We start from the raw sequence: 18,376 nt of genomic DNA on the forward strand, positions 1-18,376 counted from the left end.
CCGCCGATGGCGGGGTGTTGCTTTATGCGACCCGGAAATGCCGACCCGGGCTCAGGCCTGCTTGTTGCCGCCGAACAGGCCCGCAAGCTGCGTCAGCGTGCCAAGCACGTTCGACGTGTCGACCTGGCCGTCGGCCGGCACTTCGCCGTTCGGCGTCGCGTGGTTGACGACGTGCGGCAGCACCTGCGCGAGGATGCCCGATGCCTGCTGCGGATCGATGCCGACCTTGCTCGCCAGCGCGCCGATTGCATCGGAGCCGAGCACGTTCTGCAGCGTATCGGCCGAGATCGGCTGGTTCTCGCCGTTGCCGACCCACGAACCGATGACGTCGCCGGCGCCGCCGGCGTTGAACTTCTCGATCAGGCCGTTCAGGCCGCCCGGCTGGTTGTTGATGAGTTCGAGCGCCGCGGACAGCAGCGCGCTTTGCGAGTTGCCGCCGGCCTGGCCGCCGATCAGACCGCCGACGATATCGAGTAGACCCATGATTCTTCACCTTCACTGAAACGGCGCCGCGTTTTGCGGCGCCCGTTGAACGAAGCCGCGCGCACGCAGTGCGCGCGCGGCGCGCATCAGGCGCCCGACGCCGCGGCGGCGGAGGCAGCCTTGTCCTTCTTGCTCTTCTTCTTCGAACCCTTTGTCGCCTTCGTGGACGACGCTTCGGCCGGCGCTGCAGCCGCGGCGGCCGTCGCCGAAGCCGCGGCCGTCGTCACCGCAGCCGACGCCGCCTTGTCCTTCTTCGACGCACGCTTGGTCTTGGCCGGCTTGGCTGCCGCTTCCGGCGCGCTCGCGGCCGGCGCCGCGGTCGTTGCGGCGGTCGTCGCCGGGGCCATCGTAGCAGTTGTAGCAGTTGTAGCAGCCGGGGCCGTCGTTGCCGCCGGTTTCGTCGCCGGCGCCGTTGCGGCCGGCTTCGCTGCCTTCGCACCCGTCGGCGGCGTCGACGAGCCGCCAATCGTCAGGCCGTTTTCCTCGAGGTGCGCGACCGATTTCGTGCCGAGCCCCTTCACGCGGTTCGCGAGGTCGTCGGCGTCCTTGAACGCGCCGTTTCTGGTGCGTTCGTCGATGATCGCCCTGGACTTCACGGGCCCGAGACCCTTCACCGATTCGAGCGCGGCCTGGTCGGCCGTGTTGACTTCGACCGCCGCGGCAAAGGCCGCAGTCAGCGACAGCGATAGCGCGACGAACAGCATCAGCAGCTTCTTCAGCATGGCATAGGCTCCCTGGTTCCGACGGATGATTGGCTGTTGCAGCAGACGACAGGCGACGCGAAGCCAGGCGCCGCCGTTAAGCATAGGTCAAATGCGTGCCCTTTTTAAGACAGGCCGTCCGAATCTTGCTGAATGCTTGTGCCGCTGTAAAGGCTGCACGGGCCGCAGCCGGCGGTTTTGACGATTCTTTACGTAGTCGCCGTGCGCCGCCGCGCTGGTTGTCGGACGGCGCTTGACTTAGAGTGCACTCTAACTTCTAACCTCGAGCGTGCCATGTCAAACACCGTATCGAAACCTTCCGCTGCCGGGCCGCTGACGATCGGCCAGGTCGCCGACCGGATGGCCGTGTCGACGCACACGCTGCGGTACTACGAGCAGGCGGGCCTGCTGCGTGCGATTTCGCGCACGCCGGCCGGTCACCGGCTTTATGCGCCGGCCGATCTCGACTGGCTCGATTTCGTGATGCGCCTGAAGGCGACCGGCATGCCGATCGCGCAGATGCAGCAGTTCGCGGCACTGCGTGCCGAAGGCGAGCCGACGATCGGCGCGCGGCGCGCGCTGCTCGTCGCGCATCGCGACGCAGTGCGGGCGCATATCGCGGAGCTGCAGGCGAACCTCGACGCGATCGGCGACAAGATCGCGTACTACGAGGCGGCGGAGCGCAATGCGGGACGACGGGCGAACCCTTCACAACCGGATCAAGGACACTCGCAATGGAACGACTCGTTGAAGACCGCTACACGCGCGGCTGGAACAAGCTGAAGGAAATCGACGGCGAAGTGGGCGAACGCGTGATCGCGGCGCTCGAGCCGATTGCGCCAGACTTCGGGCGGCTGTTGATCGAGTTCGGCTTCGGTGATGTCTACAGCCGGCCGCAGCTCGACCTGCGCGCGCGAGAGATCGCGACGATCGCCGCGCTGGCCGCGCTCGGCAATGCGCAGCCGCAGCTCAAGGTGCACATCGAGGCGGCGCTGAACGTCGGCTGCACCCGCGACGAAATCGTCGAGGTATTCATGCAGATGGCGCTCTACGCCGGCTTTCCCGCAGCGCTGAATGCGCTGTTCGCCGCGCACGAGGTGTTCCGGCAGCGCGACGGCGAGCCGGCGGCGCAGGCTGCGTGAAGCGTAACGCGTAACGCGTAACGCGTAACTCGTGAGGCGTGAGGCGTGAGGCGTGAGATGTGAGGCGCCAGATCGCCGCACGCGTCATATGCGTCACACGCGGTGCGGCGCAACGATCCGGTGTTTCGCGATGCGCCGGTACAGCGTCGCGCGCGAGATACCGAGCGCCTGCGCGGCTGCGTCGGGCCGCCAGCGGTGCGCGGTGAGCGCGGCGACGATACGGCCGCGCTCGTCGTCGGGCAGCGCGCCGGCCGTGCCCGGCGCGAGCTGCGCGGCCAGATCGGCGGGCAGGTCGCACACCGTCACGCGCGCGCTGTCGCATACCGCACACGCATAGCGCAGCACGTTGCGCAGCTGCCGGACATTGCCGGGCCACGGATACGCAGCGAGCTGTTCTGCCAGCGTGCCGTCGAGCACCAGCACGTGGCCCGTCGCATGCGCTTCCTCGGCGAACACCGCGGCGATCACGTCGCGCACGTCCGCGCGTTCGCGCAACGGCGGCAGTTCGAACACCGCGCCGCTCAGCCGGTAATACAGATCCTCGCGGAACGTGCCGGCTGCGACCATCCGGGCGAGATCGCGGTGCGTCGCGCAGATCACGTCGAGATCGACGCGCACCGGCGTGTCGCTGCCGAGCGGCACGACCTCGCCGTCGGCGAGCACGCGCAACAGGCGTGTCTGCAGCGCGAGCGGCATGTCGCCGATTTCGTCGAGAAACAGCGTGCCGCCGTCGGCGAGCGCGATCTTGCCGCGCGCGCCATGCTTGCGCGCGCCGGTGAACGCGCCGGCCGCGTAGCCGAACAGCTCGCTTTCGATCAGCGCTTCCGGCAGCGCACCGCAATTGACCGCGACGAACGGCCGCGCGCGCCGCACCCCCGCGTCGTGAATCGCCCGTGCAAACACCTCCTTGCCCGCCCCCGTCTCGCCGAGCACGAGGATCGGCAGCCGCTTGCTCGCGACGCGCAGCGCGAGTTCCGCCTGTTGCGCAATGCGCGCGTCGCTGCTGTGCAGGAACGGCGTGAGTGCGCCGACGTGACGCGTGGGCGTACCGGGGCGGCGCGACGCGGTGCCCGGCTCGCGCGCGGGGCGTCGCAGTGGCGCGCGCAGCCGTGCGTACAGCGGTGCGCCGGTTGCGCGCAGCCGCAGCGCGATGATCGCGTCGATCCGCGCGGCGTCGCGCAGCGGCATCTCGGTCGAATCGAAGATCTCGTCGATGTGGCGCGGCTCGCGCAATTCGGGCAACGCATCGCGCGCCTGCCGGTTCGCGGCGACGATGTTGCCGCACTCGTCGAACGCAATCAGCCATTCGGGCTGCGCCTCGACGTAGTGACGGTTCGGATGGCCGAACAATATCCAGTGCTGGGCCATGCTGTGCAGGAAATAGCCGTCCTCGATCAGCGCCGCGCTTTGCCGCACGAGCTGATAGACGAGGCGCTGGCTGTCGCGGTTGTCGGGCGACTGCACGGCCGACGCGTCGAGCACGCCGATCAGTTCGCCCGCCGGCGCGAAGATTGGCGCCGCGCTGCAGGTGAGCGTCGTGAATGCGGCGCGGAAGTGATCGGTCTTGTGCACGGTGATCGGCGCGAGATCGGTCAGCACGCTCGCGACGCCGCAGGTGCCTTCCTCGCTCTCCGACCAGCACGAGCCGATGTGGAGCCCCGCGTGACGGAAATCGGTGCGGCGCTCGCGATCGATCCGGTAGTCGATCGTCACGCCGTGCGCGTCGGTCAGCATCACGCAGTAGTCGGCGACCCGGATCATGTCGTGCAGGCGCGTCAGGCACTGGCCGGACGCGCGCAGGAATGCCTCTTCCTTGTCGCGCACCTCGCGCAGTTCCGCGGCGGTCAGCACGCGCGGCCCGATCGACGACGCCGGGTCGAGCCGGTAGCGCTCGAGCGAGCGCTGCCACGACGATACGAGACGCGTCGATTCGGCCGGCGCGGGCAGGCGCCCGGCGAGCGCGCCGAGCACCCGGTCCGCGTGCTGGGTCTGGGGAACGACGTAGGGCATGGTCGGCTCCGGCTCAGGAGGGCAGGGATGTCGACGTTCTTGTAGCACATCCGCTTCGCCTGATCACATTGCATCGCAGCACGAAGCGCGCGTGAGACGTTCGTCTCAACCGCATCTCACGCCGTTGAGATGCGCGGTCGCGTGCTGCCTTGTCCGCATCCGGATGGGTTCGTAGCGCGCGGCGCCTGAATGCGCGCGGGTTGGCGAGCCTTGTCGCGCGGTGCGTGTGGACGCTGCGGCCACCGCGATCCGGTGCCGAAGCCTGAGACGCGCGGGCGATGTGCCGGTGCCGGACGGCGTTGCTTCGATCGGAGTCCATGGCGCACAGGCCCGCCACGCCGTCGTTTGTGTGCAATCGAAGTGCGTCATGAACACGATGGCACGCCGCTTGCAGATATGTCGGGCAAGACCGGCGCATCCGTGCCGGCGACAACGACATAAGCGCTAAAGCGCCAACCGCGAAGCATGGGCCGGAGTAAGCGCTAAAGCGCCAACACCGGCCGACCGCGAAGCATGGGGCCGGAGTAAGCGCTAAAGCGCCAACACCGGCCGACAGGAGACAAGCCCGTGGTAAAGCCCGTAACCGTCGGCGTGATCGCAAATCCCGCATCCGGACGCGATATCCGCCGCCTCACCACGCACGCGTCGGTGTTCCCGACCGCCGAGAAAGCGAACATGATCGTGCGCCTGCTGGCCGGTCTCGGCGCGATGGGCGTCGAGCGTGTGCTGACGCTGCGCGACCGGACCGGTATCGCGACGCTGCTGCTGCGCGCCCTCGACACGCATCGCGCGGTCGCCCCGCACGAGCGCTGGCCCGCCGTCGAATTCGTCGATCTGCCGATCACCGACAGCGTTGCCGACACGCATGCCGGCGCCGCATACATGCGCCGGATGGAAGTCGCGTCGATCGTCGTGCTCGGCGGCGACGGCACCCATCGCGCGGTCGCCGCGCATTGCGGCACGACGCCGCTCGTCGCGCTGTCCACCGGCACCAACAACGCGTTTCCCGAACATCGCGAGGCGACCGTCGCCGGCGTCGCGGCCGGGCTCGCCGCGACCGGCGCGGTGCCGCCCGACGTTGCGTTCACGCGCAACAAGCGGCTCGTCGTGCGCTGCGCGGACGGTTCGCAGCCGGGGCGCGAAGACATCGCGCTCGTCGACGTCTGCGCGGCGCGGCAGCGCTTCGTCGGCGCGCGCGCGATCTCCGGCCCCGACGACATCGATGCGCTCTACCTGACTTTCGCCAGACCGGACGGCATCGGCCTGTCCGCGCTCGGCGGCGCGTGGGCGCCGGTCGAGCGCAGCGCGCCGCACGGCCTCGCGATGCGCTTTGCCGCGCAAGGCAAGTCGGCCGGCACGCCGCTCGTCGCACCGATCGCGCCAGGGCGCGTCGACCGGGTCGTGATGCGCAGTTGCGAACGGCTCGAGCCGGGTGCCTGGCAGCCGATTCCGTTCGAGCACGGGACGCTCGCGTTCGACGGCGAGCGCGAGATCGAAGTCGCGCGCGGCGACCGCTACGAGATCGCGCTCGACTGGCACGGGCCGCTGACGCTCGACGTCGACCGCACGCTGCGCTACGCGGCGTCGCGCCAGCTGTTGCGCGATGCCGCGGCGCATGAGCGGCCGGACTGACGCGGCCGCCGACCACGATTCCGACCAGCGAGGAGACACACGATGACGGCATCCGGACGCGGGCCGCCGGCGACAGCCCATCGGCGCATCGGCACCGAACCCATGCAGCACACCGCCGCGAGGCGGCATTTCAACGAGGAAACAAGGAGACACACATGACCGTTTCGACTCAGCTCAGCAGGGACACGCTGCTGGACGCGTATCGGCTGATGCGCACGATCCGCGAATTCGAGGAGCGCCTGCATGTCGAGTTCGCGACCGGCGAAATTCCCGGCTTCGTGCATCTGTATGCGGGCGAAGAAGCGTCCGCGGTCGGCACGATGATGCATCTCGGCATCGCCGACTACGTCGCAACCACGCACCGCGGCCACGGCCACTGCATCGCAAAGGGCGTCGACGTGCGCGGGATGATGGCCGAGATCTACGGCAAGAAGACGGGCGTCTGCCACGGCAAGGGCGGCTCGATGCATATCGCCGACCTGTCGATGGGGATGCTCGGCGCGAACGGGATCGTCGGCGCGGGCGGCCCGCTCGTGTGCGGCGCGGCGCTCGCGGCGAAGCACCGGAAGACGGGCGGCGTCGGCGTGTGCTTCTTCGGCGACGGTGCATCGAACCAGGGCGTGATCTTCGAATCGATGAACCTCGCATCGGTGTGGCGGCTGCCTGCGATCTTCGTCGCCGAGAACAACGGCTATGCGGAAGCGACGTCGTCGAGCTGGTCGGTCGCGACCGACAACATCGCCGATCGCGCGAACGGCTTCGGGATGCCCGGCGTGATCGTCGACGGCTTCGACTTCTTCGCGGTGCACGAGGCGCTGGGCGAAGCGGTCGAGCGGGCGCGCGGCGGCGGCGGGCCGACGCTCGTCGAAGTGAAGTTCTCGCGTTACTTCGGGCACTTCGAGGGCGACGCGCAGACCTATCGCGCGCCCGGCGAAGTGCAGAAGCTGCGCGACGAGAAGGATTGCCTGAAGCATTTCGAAGCGCGCGTCGTGCGTGCGGAGGTGCTCACGGTCGACGAATTGCGCGCCGTCGACGCGCAGGTGAAGCAACTGATCGACGACGCGGTCGCGGACGCGAAGGCGGCGCCGCTGCCCGATGCGGCCGACCTGCTGGCCGACGTGTACGTGTCGTACCCGTGAGCGCCGCGCAGTCGAACCGACCGTAGCGATACGCAGTAAAAATCCCAGGAGACAGACATGGCAAGAAAGATCACATATTCGCAGGCGATCAACGAAGCGCTCGCGCAGGAGATGTCGCGCGACGACAGCGTGATCGTGATGGGCGAGGACAACGCGGGCGGCGCGGGTGCGCCGGGCGAGGACGACGCGTGGGGCGGCGTGCTCGGCGTGACGAAAGGGCTGTTCCACAAGTTCCCGGGCCGCGTGCTCGACACGCCGCTGTCCGAGGGCGGCTACATCGGCGCCGCGGTCGGCGCGGCCGCATGCGGGATGCGGCCCGTCGCGGAGCTGATGTTCATCGATTTCATGGGCGTGTGCTTCGACCAGATCTTCAACCAGGCCGCGAAGTTCCGCTACATGTTCGGCGGCAAGGCGGTGACGCCGGTCGTGATCCGCGCGATGTACGGCGCGGGGCTGCGCGCGGCCGCACAGCATTCGCAGATGCTGACGTCGCTGTTTACGCACATCCCGGGGCTGAAGGTCGTGTGCCCGTCGACGCCCTATGACGCGAAGGGGCTGCTGATCCAGGCGATCCGCGACAACGATCCGGTGATCTTCCTCGAGCACAAGCTGCTGTACACGCGCGAGGGCGATGTACCTGAGGAATCCTATGCGATCCCGTTCGGCGAGGCGAACATCGTGCGCGACGGCGACGACGTGACGATCGTCACCTACGGAAGGATGGTGCATCTCGCGATGGATGCTGCCGCGAAACTCGCGAAGGACGGCATCCAGGCCGACGTGATCGACCTGCGCACGACGTCGCCGCTCGACGAGGAGACGATCCTCGAAAGCGCGGCGCGCACCGGGCGCGTGGTCGTCGTAGACGAGGCGAATCCGCGCTGCTCGATCGCGACCGACATTGCCGCACTGGTCGCGCAGCGCGCGTTCCGCTCGCTGAAGGCGCCGATCGAGCTCGTGACTGCGCCGCATACGCCGGCGCCGTTCGCGGGCGTGCTCGAAGACCTGTATATCCCGTCCGCCGACGCGATCGCGCAGGCGGTGCTGAAGACGAGGAGCTGACACGATGTCGATTCACATGATCACGATGCCCAAGTGGGGGCTGTCGATGGAGCAGGGGCAGGTCAACGGCTGGCTGAAGGCCGTCGGCGAGCGGGTGACGAAGGGCGACGAGGTGCTCGACGTCGAGACCGACAAGATCTCGTCGGGCGTCGAATGCGCGTTCGACGGCACGCTGCGCCGGCAGGTTGCGCAGGAGGGCGACACGCTGCCGGTCGGCGCGCTGCTCGGCGTCGTCGCGGCGGCGGACGCGAGCGACGCGGACATCGACGCGGCGATCGCCGAATTCCTGCGCGATTTCACGCCGAGCGCGGCTGCCGACGACGCGGCCGGCCCGCAGCCCGAGAAGGCGCAGATCGGCGGGCGCACGGTGCGCTTCCTCAAGCTCGGCGACGGCGCGGGCACGCCGGCGGTGCTGATCCACGGCTTCGGCGGCGACCTGAACAACTGGCTGTTCAATCACGCGGAGCTGGCCGCGCACCGGCCCGTCTGGGCGCTCGACCTGCCGGGCCACGGCGAATCGGCCAAGGCGGTCGAGACAGGCAGCCTCGACGAGCTGGCCGACGCGGTGCTGGCGCTGCTCGACGCACAGGGCATCGTGCGCGCACACCTGATCGGCCATTCGATGGGCGGCGCGGTCGCGATGACGGCGGCGGAGCGCGCGCCCGACCGCGTCGCATCGCTGACGCTGATCGCGAGCGCGGGCCTCGGCAGCGACATCGACCGCGATTACATCGACGGCTTCGTCGCCGGCAACAGCCGCAATACGCTGAAGCCGCATCTGGGCAAGCTGTTCGCGGACAGCGCGCTCGTCACGCGGCAGCTGGTCGAGGACCTCGTCAAGTACAAGCGGCTCGAGGGCGTGCAGGCGACGCTCGAGAAGATCGCGTCGTCCGCGTTCGATGGCGCGACGCAGCGGCGCATCTTCCGCGACCGGCTCGCGGCGCTCGCGCCGCGCACGCTTGTGATCTGGGGCGAGCGCGACCAGGTGATCCCCGCGCATCACGCGCAGGGGCTGCCGGACGCGGTGCGCGCGGAAGTGCTCGCGGGCCGCGGGCACATGGTGCAGATGGAGGCGGCCGCCGACGTGAACCGCCTGATCGTCGCGTTCCTCGGGGGCTGACGATGACGGCCGCGCTCGAACGACCCAGCCTGACGGCGCTCGGCCAGCCGGGTGCGCGCAGCCGCGACAAGCTCGCGCGCATTCCGGTGCGCGTCGAGCCCGCGGCCGGCGCGGCGCTGCCGAAGCCGGCATGGCTGCGCGCGCGGCCGATGATGAGTGACACCGTCGCCGCGATGGCGGCGGTGCTGCGCGATCATCGGCTGCATTCCGTCTGCGAGGAGGCGATGTGCCCGAATATCGGCGAGTGCTTTGCGCAGCGCACGGCGACGTTCATGATCATGGGCGGGCTGTGCACGCGGCGCTGCCCGTTCTGCGACGTCGCGCACGGGCGGCCGGACCCGCTCGATCCCGACGAGCCCGCGCGGCTCGCGGACGCGGTCGCCGCGCTCGCGCTGCGCTATGTCGTGATCACGTCGGTCGACCGCGACGACCTGCGCGACGGTGGCGCCGCGCATTTCGCCGCGTGCATCGCAGCGGTGCGTGCGCGCGTGCCGGGCATCGGCGTCGAGGTGCTGACGCCGGATTTCCGCGGCCGCATCGCGCGCGCGCTCGATGCGCTGTCGGCCGCATGGCCGGACGTGTTCAATCACAACATCGAGACGGTGCCGTCGCTGTACCGGGCGGCCCGGCCGGGCGCCGACTATCGCGGCTCGCTCGATCTGCTCGCGCGTGCGAAAGGCGCGCGGCCGTCGCTCGTGACGAAGTCGGGGCTGATGCTCGGGCTCGGCGAGCGTGACGACGAGGTGCGCGCGACGCTGCGCGACCTGCGTGCACACGGCGTCGACGTGCTGACGCTGGGCCAGTATCTCGCGCCGTCCGCGCATCACCTGCCGGTGCGCCGCTACGTGAGTCCGGAAGCGTTCGCTGCATGGCGCGACGAAGGGTTGTCGCTCGGCTTTGCGGAGGTCGTCGCCGGTCCGCTCGTACGTTCGTCGTATCACGCGGCGGAGGTGCTGCAGCCGGTGTGACGGGAGGCCGGCGCGGTTGCTCAGGCCGCGTCGGGCAGCGGCCCGCGGCTCACGTGCCGCAGGTAGAGCGCGAGCCCGGTGCCCGCGAGCATCAGGCTCGTCATGTTCGCGAACCAGAAGCCGCGCGCGCCGGTCAGCCACGCGGGTGAGAGCCCGCCTACGTCGAAGCCGAGCACGTAGCCGCCGCAGAGCCCGACGCCCCACAGCGCGACCGCGTAGATCACGGTAGGCACGACCGCGACCTTGTACGCGCGCAGCACGAAAGCGGACGTGATCTGCAGCGCGTCGAAGAAGTGATAGCAGGTGACGATCGCGACGAGCGGCATCGCGGCCGCGGCGACCGCCGGATTCGGCGTGTAGCCGCCGACGATCAGCGGCCGCAGCGCGAACACGAGCACGCCGTACAGCGCCGCGACCCCGCACGCGAGCATCACGCTGTGCCGGCCGAGCTGCCGCGCTTCGTCGGGGCGCCCGGCGCCGAGCGCGCGGGCGACGAGCGTCGACGCGGCGACGCCGATCGACAGCGGCGTCATGTACAGCACCGCGCCGATGTTGCCGGCGATCTGGTGCCCGGCGAGCGTCGTCGTGCCGAACTGCGCGATGAAGAGCGCCATGCAGGTGTATGACGTGACTTCGATCAGGTAAGACAGGCCCATCGGCACGCCGAGCTTCAGGATCGCCTTCTGGCGTGCCCAGACCGGCCAGCAGAAGCGCGCGAAGATCGCGAGCGGCGCGAACACGTCGAGTTTCGCGAGCAGCGTGAAGCCGATCAGCGCGAGCGCCCAGTTGATCAGCGTGCTCGCGAGCCCGCAGCCGGGGCCGCCGAGCGCCGGCACGCCGAAGCCGCCGAAGACGAACCACACGTTCAGCGGAAACTTGAGCGCGAGCGCGCCGACCTGCAGGATCATCGCGAGGCGCGGTTTGCCGGCGGCATTGGTCAGCGCGTTGTAGATGCGGAACACGAGGCTTGCCGGCAGGCCGAACGACAGGATGCGCAGGTAAGCGACGGTGCGGTCGTGCAGCGCGGCCGGCGCGTGCGCGACGCGCAACAGCTGCTCGGGGAAGTGCAGCAGCAGGAAGCCGGGGATTGCCAGCAGCGCGGCGAGCCACAGCGCCTGGCGGACTTCCTCGCCGATCTCCGCATAGCGCCGCGCGCCATAGAGCTGGCCCGTGATCGGCTGCAGCGCGGACAGGATGCCCGTCAGGCCGATGTAGATCGATACATAGATCGACGAGCCGAGCCCGAGCGCAGCGAGATCGACGGCGGAAAAGCGGCCGACCATCGCGGTGTCGATTACGCCGAACGCGATGATCGCGAGCTGGCCGACGAGCACCGGCCACGCGAGGCCGACGATCCGGCGGATGTCGGCGAACATCGTCAATCCCCTGCCTGATGGCGCGGCGGGCGGCGCTTGACCGGTGTCTTCGGCCGCTCGATGCGTTCGTAGAGGCGGAAGCGCTCGTCGCGGTCGGCGACGCGGCGGCCTTCCCAGACGAGACGCCACACGTACTGCGACATCGAGCTCGGCTCGCCGAAATCGGCGCGGTCCTGGCGCAGGATCACGTCGCAGTCGCCGGAGAAGTCGAAATGCATGTCGCCGAAATACGCGAACGTCGCGATCTGCGCGTCGCCGAGCCGCACCGGCGAGATGCACTCGTAGTCGGCCGGCAGGTGCGTGGCGATCTGCTGCGCGACGTCGCGGTAGGTGCGGCCGTAGTTGACGATCGGCAGCCACAGCGTCATCAGCAGCACCCACATCAGCGTGGTGCCCGCGCCCGACAGCACGACGCTGCGCCACAGCACCTTCGGCTGCCGCGACACGCGCCATCTCGCGAGCATGAACCAGCAGACCGTCACCGCGACCGCGCAGACGAACGACAGCGCTTTGAAGTGCGGCTCGTAGCCGGGCACGAGCCGCGCGAGGTTGCGCGCGAGCGGATGCGGGAAGCCGGTGAGCGACGCGAGCCAGACGAGCCAGACGAAGCTGCCGAGGATCGTGAAGCTCAGCACCGCGAACCAGTCGATCGCGTTGATCGCGCCGCGCTTGAGCGTCGGCAGCGCGAACGTCGCGAGTACCGCGAGCGGCGGCAGCAGCAGCATGTACATGCGGTTCGACTGCTGGCTCTGCAGGATCACGAGCGCGATGAGCGGCACGGCGACCGACAGCGGGATCGCGATGTGCGCGCGCCGGCGCATGCCGGCCCAGCTCCACCACGCCCAGATCGCGAGCGGCCACGCGGGCCATGTGAAGAGCGGCAGGTTCTTCGCCGCGTACGCGAGCACGGCGGTCGGCGGGCCCGAGAAGCGCATCAGGCTGCCATGCACCCACTGGTTGAAGAACCACCCGGCGTCGTCGGGCGCCGCGACGGACGCGGCGAGCGGCCACAGAGCGAAGATCGCGGCGGCGAGCGGCAGGCCGATCACGGGCAGGCGCAGGTTGCGCATCTCCGGCGTGACGAGCCACAGCGCGGCGGTGCCGGCGATCAGCGCGACGACCAGCACCGGGTTGCCCGACAGCGCGACGAGGCCGATCGCGAGCCCCCACCAGAGCGCACCCTGCACGGGCTTGTCGATGCTGCGCACGATGCCGTACACGAGCATCGCGATCCACGCGAACTGCGCGAGCTGCGGCGTCGTTTCGTGTCCGCGTTCCGCGAGGCCGAAGCAGGCGAGCAGGATCAGCAGCGCGCCGTCGGCGAGCGTGCGGCCGTAGTCGCGCGGCTCGGGCTCGCCGCCGAATGCATATTTGAACGGCTGGACCTCGGCGCGGCGGCCGAGCAGATACGCGGCGTACCAGACGAACGCGCAGGCGACGCAGAACAGGATTCCCGTGTCGAGCCGCGACGCGTTGCTCGCGTCGACCCAGGGCCCAAGCGCGCGGATCGACAGCGCGCCGAGCCAGTAGCCGAGCGGCCCGTCCGTCGTGATGAACTTGCCGACCAGGTTCGGCAGCAGCCAGTCGTGCCAGCTGCCCGTGGCCATCGTCCACATCACGCCGAAGCCCGCCGCGTCCTCGTTCTTCCACGGATCGCGGCCGAACAGACCGAACGCCGCGTAGACGAGGCAGAGCGTGAGCAGCAGCCAGCGTGGCAGCGCGCGTGTGGCGGAGGCGGTGAGACGAACGACAGGCTTCATGCAGATCAGCGATTTGTTATGGGCGTGGCCCGCGCGATGCCGCGCGGCGAGCCGGTTTTGAGCATGCGGCATTGTAGACGCGCCGGCCGCTGTGCGTCAGCGGCGTCGTCCGGGTGCCGGCCGTGGCGATCCGTCGAGCAGAGGCAAAAAGCGGAGACAAAAAAGGGCAGCCTGGGCTGCCCTTTGGTGCGGTACCGGTGTGTTGCGACCACCGGATGCGGTGCGAAGCTTACTTCGCGACCTTGCCGCTGGCGCGTGCGCCGAACTTGTTCTTGAACTTCTCGACACGGCCTGCCGTGTCCATGATCTTTTGCTGACCCGTGTAGAACGAGTGCGATTCCGACGACACTTCGATCTTGGCGAGCGGGTAGGTGTTGCCTTCGAATTCGATGGTTTCACGCGTCTGGATCGTCGAGCGCGTGATGAACTTGAAGCCGTTCGACATGTCTTGGAAGACGACTTCGCGGTAATTCGGGTGGATGCCTTCTTTCATGGTCTTTCCTTGGTGAGAGCGGTAGCCAACCCGCCGCTTGCCGCTCCGAACCGCGCATTTTGCGCGTGTCGGCTGGCGTCAAGCCCGGCGCGAGCCACTTGCCTAAGGTCGAAAAACAGAGATTATGCCCGAAAATCAGACGGTTGGCGATTAATTTTCAGCTTGCGTCGAGTGCGCCCGTTCTGGCCGGATCCTGCCGGTAGTAGCGGGCGAGCAGCCGGTACAGCTCCGGAAATTCGGACTCGAACGCACGCGGTCGCACGAACAGCGCTTCGCTGCAGACCGCGAAGAACTCGGATGGGTGGTCGGCCGCATACGGATCGATCAGCGAATCCCGCTCGAAGCGCGTCCACGCGCGGTCCGGCACCGCATCGACGCGCGCGCAGAACTGGTCGTACGCGTTGTCGAACACGTCGGCCCACGCCTGCGCGTCGAGGTGCGGCGCATGCCAGCGGCGAAACAGGGGCGGATAGCCGTCGGCCGCGCCGTTGATCATGTCGATCTTGTGCGCGAACTCGTGGATCACGACGTTGTACGCGTCGCGGCCGTCGGTCATCTGCGCGTCTTCCCACGACAGGATCACCGGGCCGCCCTCCCAGGCCTCGCCGCTCGCGTCCTGCTCGATCTCGTGGACGACGCCGTCCTCGTCCTGCACGGTCTTGCGGATCACGAACTCGCCCGGATACACGACGATGCCGACCCAGCCGTCGTACAGCGACAGGTCGAGGTTCAGCACCGGTACGCAGGCCTGCACCGCGATGCCGACGATCATCGCGTCGGTCAGTTCGAGGCCGTGCGCGGTCGTGAACGACTTCTGCGCGAGGAACAGGCTCGTCAGCTCGCGCAGCCGGCCGAGTTCGTCCGGCGCCAGGTAGTCGAGGAACGGCAGCCGGTCGACCGTGTCGTGCCACAGCGCATCGGGAATCGGGTGGCTGCGCAGCGCGCGGTCGCGGCGGCGGTGGTCGAGCCAGCGGGTCAGTTTCGAAAGCATGGAGACGGCAAGCGGGAGCCCAAAGCCAGTCTTTTAACTCAATCGATGTCTTTTTGCCATGCTGCGAAGAGCCCGCCGCACACGGCGACGCCCGCGAGGAAATAGAACCCGTCGAGCGACGCGAGGAACGATGCCTGTTGCGCGACCATCCGGGCGATCGACGCGATCGCGAGCGCGTGCGCATCCTGCAGCACGTGTCCGGCGGCCGCATAGCTGCGGGTCAGCGCGTCGACCGTCTGCTGGAACAGCGGATCGAACACGTTCGCACGCTCGACGAGGCGGGTCTGATGCACGGCGAGCCGATGCTGTTCGACGATGATCACCGACGCGGTCGCGAACGAGATCGTCAGCTGGCGCGCGATGTTCTTGAGTCGGTAACCGTGCGTGTATTCGTCGAGCTCGAAGATCCGGAACGTCAGGTTCGCGACCGGCAGCACGATGAACAGCAACAGCAGGCCGCGCAACAGCAACGGCAGGATCAGCGCCGCTTCGCCGACCTGCGGCGTCATGCGCGTCATCCACAGCGCGGCGAACGCGGCGACCGCGAAGCCCGGCACGATGATCCACTTCTTGTGCGTGATCAGCTTCGCGTAGCGCAGGTACGCGAACAGCGCGGTCGCGGAGACGAGCGACATCGTGCCGACAAGGCGCCCGGCGTTCTCCACCGGGTAGCCGAGGCCCGTTTCGAGAAAGCGCGAGGTCAGGTAGCTGAAGCCTGTCGACTCGTAGTAATAGAACATGTAGAGCAGGAGGCCGACCTGGAAGGTGCGCTGGCGGAGCGCGTGCAGGCGCACGAGCGGTGTCGGGTGGTGCCACTGGTGATACGCGAACCACGCGAGCGCGCCGAGGCCCGCGACCGTCAGCAGGATCAGCATCGGCGAGCCGCTGTAGAGCTGGTAGCGCACCTGCTGCATCACGACCTGCAGCGCACCCTGCGCGAGCGCGAACACGACGTATGGCCAGAAGTGTCCGGTGCCGCGTTCGTCGTCGGGCGTGTTGCCGGTGTCGGGCAGCGTGAGCAGCGCGAGGATCGCGAACGCGATGCCGGCGGGCGCCGTGCACGCGAACAGCGCGCGCCATGTCGAATGCGCGACGAGCAGCCCGCCGATGATCGGCGCGAGTGCGCTGCCGAGCAGGATCAGGATCAGGAACGCGCGCGTCGCGGGCGGCCGCTCCTGCGGCTTGAAGCTGATCTGGATCAGGATCCGGCATGCGCCCATCATCGGGCCGATGAAGTAACCCTGGAAGCCGCGCGCGAACGCGAGCTGCAGCGACGTGTCGGCCAGTGCGGACGCAATCGCGCCGAACGAGAACATCAGCATGCAGCCCGCAACGTAGCGGCGGTGCCCGAGACGATCGATCCACCATTGCTGCTGCAGGATGCCGAGCACGGCCGTGACCGCGTACGCGCTCGACGACCACACGAGTTCGTCGGGCGACGCATTGATGCCGCCCGCGATGTAGCTCGCGAAGAACGAGAAGATCGCGTTGTCGAAGTAGTCGACGCCGGTGACGAACGCGAGCGCCCACGGGAACAGGTCCGCGCGCAGGCTCGCGCGGCTCCACAGTGGCGATCGGCCCGGCGCCTCGTTCATGAGCGAGCCTTGCGCGTGCGCCGGTCGCCGGTTTCGGCCCGCCGCTGCGCGAGCAGCGCATCGGGGTTTTCGCCGCCGAGGCGCCGTTCGACGTAGTTGATGTCGTGCTGCAGTTCCTTGCGCAATGCGACGGCTTCCTTCAGCTCGCGCTGGACGGCCGCGATCCGCTGGTCGAGCGTAGCGATCTGCCCGGCGAGGCCGGTGCGGATGTCGCGCAGCGACGCGTCCGAATAGCGGCGCCGGCCGTCGCCGGTTTCTTCCAGCGGCCGCTTCAGCATCTCGGTGATGCCGTGCAGCGAGAAGCCGAGCGCGCGCAGCCGCAGGATGCGCGCGAAGCGTTCGAGGTCGGCTTCGTCGTAGAGGCGGTAGCGGCCTTCGCTGCGCGACGGCGTGACGAGCCCGCGCTCCTCGTAATACTTCAGCGTGCGCGGCGTGACGCCGAGCCGCGACGCGGCGTCGCTCACGGTCAGCAGCGGGGTGGAGGTGTCGTTCGGCATCGGGGTGAGGGGAATTCGGTCAGGGCGACGAGACGAGTATAGTTAAACGTGTACGTTCACGTACACGTTGGGGCCGAAAAACGGCGGCCGGGCAAAGCGCGCGGGCGGCCGTCGGGTTGCGGGCGGGGGCGATCAGCCGCCGCGGCGCATCAGGTCGAAGAACTCGGAGTTGCTCTTCGTCTGGCGGATCTTGTCGAGCAGGAATTCCATTGCCTCGACTTCGTCCATGTCGTGGATGAATTTGCGCAGCACCCAGATCTTCTGCAGGATCTCGGGCTTGATCAGCATTTCCTCGCGGCGCGTGCCCGACTTGTTCAGGTTGATCGACGGGTATACGCGCTTTTCCGCGAGGCGGCGCTCGAGGTGCACTTCCATGTTGCCGGTGCCCTTGAACTCTTCGTAGATCACGTCGTCCATGCGGCTGCCGGTTTCGATCAGCGCGGTGCCGATGATCGTCAGCGAGCCGCCTTCCTCGATGTTGCGCGCCGCGCCGAAGAAGCGCTTCGGACGCTGCAGCGCGTTCGCGTCGACACCGCCCGTCAGCACCTTGCCCGATGCGGGAATCACGGTGTTGTACGCACGCGCGAGACGCGTGATCGAGTCGAGCAGGATCACGACGTCGTGCTTCATCTCGACGAGGCGCTTGGCCTTCTCGATCACCATTTCGGCGACCTGCACGTGACGCGTGGCCGGTTCGTCGAACGTCGACGCGATCACTTCGCCCGCGACCGAGCGCTGCATTTCGGTCACTTCTTCAGGGCGCTCGTCGATCAGCAGCACGAACAGGATCACGTCCGGGTGGTTCTGCTTGATCGCGTGCGCGATGTGCTGGAGCATCACGGTCTTGCCCGACTTCGGCGACGCGACGAGCAGGCCGCGCTGGCCTTTGCCGATCGGCGCGATCATGTCGATGATGCGGCCCGTGACGTTTTCCTCGCCGCGCATCTCGCGCTCGAGCGACAGCGGCTTGTTCGGGTGCAGCGGCGTGAGGTTCTCGAACATGATCTTGTGTTTCGAGGCCTCGGGCGGCTGCCCGTTGACTTTGTCGACCTTGACGAGCGCGAAGTAGCGCTCGCCGTCCTTCGGCGTGCGGACTTCGCCTTCGATCGTGTCGCCGGTGTGCAGGTTGAAGCGGCGGATCTGCGACGGGCTGATGTAGATGTCGTCGGTGCTAGCGAGGTACGACATTTCCGGCGAGCGCAGGAAGCCGAAACCGTCCGGCAGCACTTCGAGCGTGCCGTCGCCGAAGATCGTCTCTCCCGTCTTGGCGCGCTTTTTGAGAATGGCGAACATCAACTCCTGCTTGCGCAGGCGGTTCGCGTTTTCGATCTCCAGGCCGTTGGCCATTTCGATCAATTCGGACACGTGCAGAGACTTGAGCTCGGATAAATGCATACGGAGATCCCG

17 protein-coding genes are annotated in these 18,376 nt (G+C 68.3%); 7 read left to right on the forward strand and 10 right to left on the reverse strand.

Going from position 1 to position 18,376, the window contains the following annotated elements; translation table 11 throughout:
* Nucleotides 1-51: 51 nt before the first annotated feature.
* Both ACV22Z_RS10800 and ACV22Z_RS10805 read right to left on the reverse strand, forming a co-directional pair.
* Nucleotides 52-483 carry a YidB family protein gene (locus tag ACV22Z_RS10800; protein WP_448076279.1) on the reverse strand — a complete coding sequence of 144 codons (432 nt, stop codon included), beginning with the start codon at nt 481-483 and terminating at the stop codon, nt 52-54.
* A gap of 86 nt (nt 484-569) precedes the next feature.
* Nucleotides 570-1,205 (reverse strand): ComEA family DNA-binding protein, encoded by a 636-nt coding sequence (locus tag ACV22Z_RS10805; RefSeq protein WP_448076280.1) that lies wholly within the window; start codon nt 1,203-1,205, stop codon nt 570-572.
* Between the two features lie 273 nt (nt 1,206-1,478).
* Between ACV22Z_RS10805 and ACV22Z_RS10810 the strand changes: the two genes are divergently transcribed.
* Complete coding sequence (locus ACV22Z_RS10810; protein WP_448076281.1) at nt 1,479-1,967, forward strand: MerR family transcriptional regulator; 489 nt, start codon at nt 1,479-1,481, stop codon at nt 1,965-1,967.
* Complete coding sequence (locus tag ACV22Z_RS10815; RefSeq protein ID WP_448076282.1) at nt 1,919-2,326, forward strand: carboxymuconolactone decarboxylase family protein; 408 nt, start codon at nt 1,919-1,921, stop codon at nt 2,324-2,326. The genes ACV22Z_RS10810 and ACV22Z_RS10815 overlap by 49 nt, the downstream gene beginning before the upstream one ends.
* Before the next feature lie 93 nt (nt 2,327-2,419).
* Here the strand turns inward: ACV22Z_RS10815 and ACV22Z_RS10820 are convergent, their stop codons facing one another.
* Complete coding sequence (locus ACV22Z_RS10820; protein ID WP_448076283.1) at nt 2,420-4,336, reverse strand: sigma-54-dependent Fis family transcriptional regulator; 1,917 nt, start codon at nt 4,334-4,336, stop codon at nt 2,420-2,422.
* 567 nt (nt 4,337-4,903) lie between these two features.
* On the opposite strand from ACV22Z_RS10820, the gene ACV22Z_RS10825 reads away from it, so the two are divergent.
* The 5 genes from ACV22Z_RS10825 to lipA all read left to right on the forward strand — a co-directional run bounded on the left by ACV22Z_RS10825 (nt 4,904) and on the right by lipA (nt 10,257).
* Entirely contained in the window at nt 4,904-5,968 is a 1,065-nt protein-coding gene (locus ACV22Z_RS10825) for an ATP-NAD kinase family protein (protein ID WP_448076284.1), read from the forward strand.
* Nucleotides 5,969-6,123: 155 nt separating this feature from the next.
* Nucleotides 6,124-7,107, forward strand: a complete 984-nt coding sequence (locus ACV22Z_RS10830; protein ID WP_448076285.1) for a thiamine pyrophosphate-dependent dehydrogenase E1 component subunit alpha — start codon at nt 6,124-6,126, stop codon at nt 7,105-7,107.
* Nucleotides 7,108-7,164: 57 nt separating this feature from the next.
* Nucleotides 7,165-8,169, forward strand: a complete 1,005-nt coding sequence (locus ACV22Z_RS10835; RefSeq protein ID WP_448076286.1) for an alpha-ketoacid dehydrogenase subunit beta — start codon at nt 7,165-7,167, stop codon at nt 8,167-8,169.
* Nucleotides 8,170-8,173: 4 nt separating this feature from the next.
* The gene (locus tag ACV22Z_RS10840) at nt 8,174-9,289 is read left to right on the forward strand and encodes an acetoin dehydrogenase dihydrolipoyllysine-residue acetyltransferase subunit (RefSeq protein WP_448076287.1); all 1,116 of its coding nucleotides are present in this window, start codon (nt 8,174-8,176) and stop codon (nt 9,287-9,289) included.
* Between the two features lie 2 nt (nt 9,290-9,291).
* Complete coding sequence (gene lipA / locus ACV22Z_RS10845; RefSeq protein WP_448076288.1) at nt 9,292-10,257, forward strand: lipoyl synthase; 966 nt, start codon at nt 9,292-9,294, stop codon at nt 10,255-10,257.
* 20 nt (nt 10,258-10,277) lie between these two features.
* On the opposite strand, the gene ACV22Z_RS10850 is transcribed toward lipA, so the two are convergent.
* The 7 genes from ACV22Z_RS10850 to rho form a co-directional block, all read right to left on the reverse strand.
* Nucleotides 10,278-11,633: an MATE family efflux transporter gene (locus ACV22Z_RS10850; RefSeq protein WP_448076289.1), complete on the reverse strand. Its 1,356-nt coding sequence runs from the start codon at nt 11,631-11,633 to the stop codon at nt 10,278-10,280.
* 2 nt (nt 11,634-11,635) lie between these two features.
* Nucleotides 11,636-13,465: an ArnT family glycosyltransferase gene (locus ACV22Z_RS10855; protein ID WP_448076290.1), complete on the reverse strand. Its 1,830-nt coding sequence runs from the start codon at nt 13,463-13,465 to the stop codon at nt 11,636-11,638.
* Between the two features lie 157 nt (nt 13,466-13,622).
* A complete protein-coding gene (locus ACV22Z_RS10860; RefSeq protein ID WP_017332244.1) occupies nt 13,623-13,886 on the reverse strand; it encodes a type B 50S ribosomal protein L31 in 264 nt (87 codons plus the stop codon).
* A 157-nt stretch (nt 13,887-14,043) separates the two neighbouring features.
* Nucleotides 14,044-14,877, reverse strand: coding sequence for a M90 family metallopeptidase (locus ACV22Z_RS10865; RefSeq protein WP_448076291.1), 834 nt, complete (start codon nt 14,875-14,877; stop codon nt 14,044-14,046).
* A gap of 38 nt (nt 14,878-14,915) precedes the next feature.
* Complete coding sequence (locus ACV22Z_RS10870; RefSeq protein ID WP_448076292.1) at nt 14,916-16,472, reverse strand: MFS transporter; 1,557 nt, start codon at nt 16,470-16,472, stop codon at nt 14,916-14,918.
* Entirely contained in the window at nt 16,469-16,969 is a 501-nt protein-coding gene (locus ACV22Z_RS10875; protein ID WP_448076293.1) for a MerR family transcriptional regulator, read from the reverse strand. The genes ACV22Z_RS10870 and ACV22Z_RS10875 overlap by 4 nt, the downstream gene beginning before the upstream one ends.
* 132 nt (nt 16,970-17,101) lie before the next feature.
* Entirely contained in the window at nt 17,102-18,364 is a 1,263-nt protein-coding gene (gene rho / locus ACV22Z_RS10880) for a transcription termination factor Rho (RefSeq protein ID WP_006478662.1), read from the reverse strand.
* Between the last annotated feature and the right edge of the window lie 12 nt (nt 18,365-18,376).

The sequence above is a fragment of the Burkholderia sp. PU8-34 genome (genome assembly GCF_053427725.1).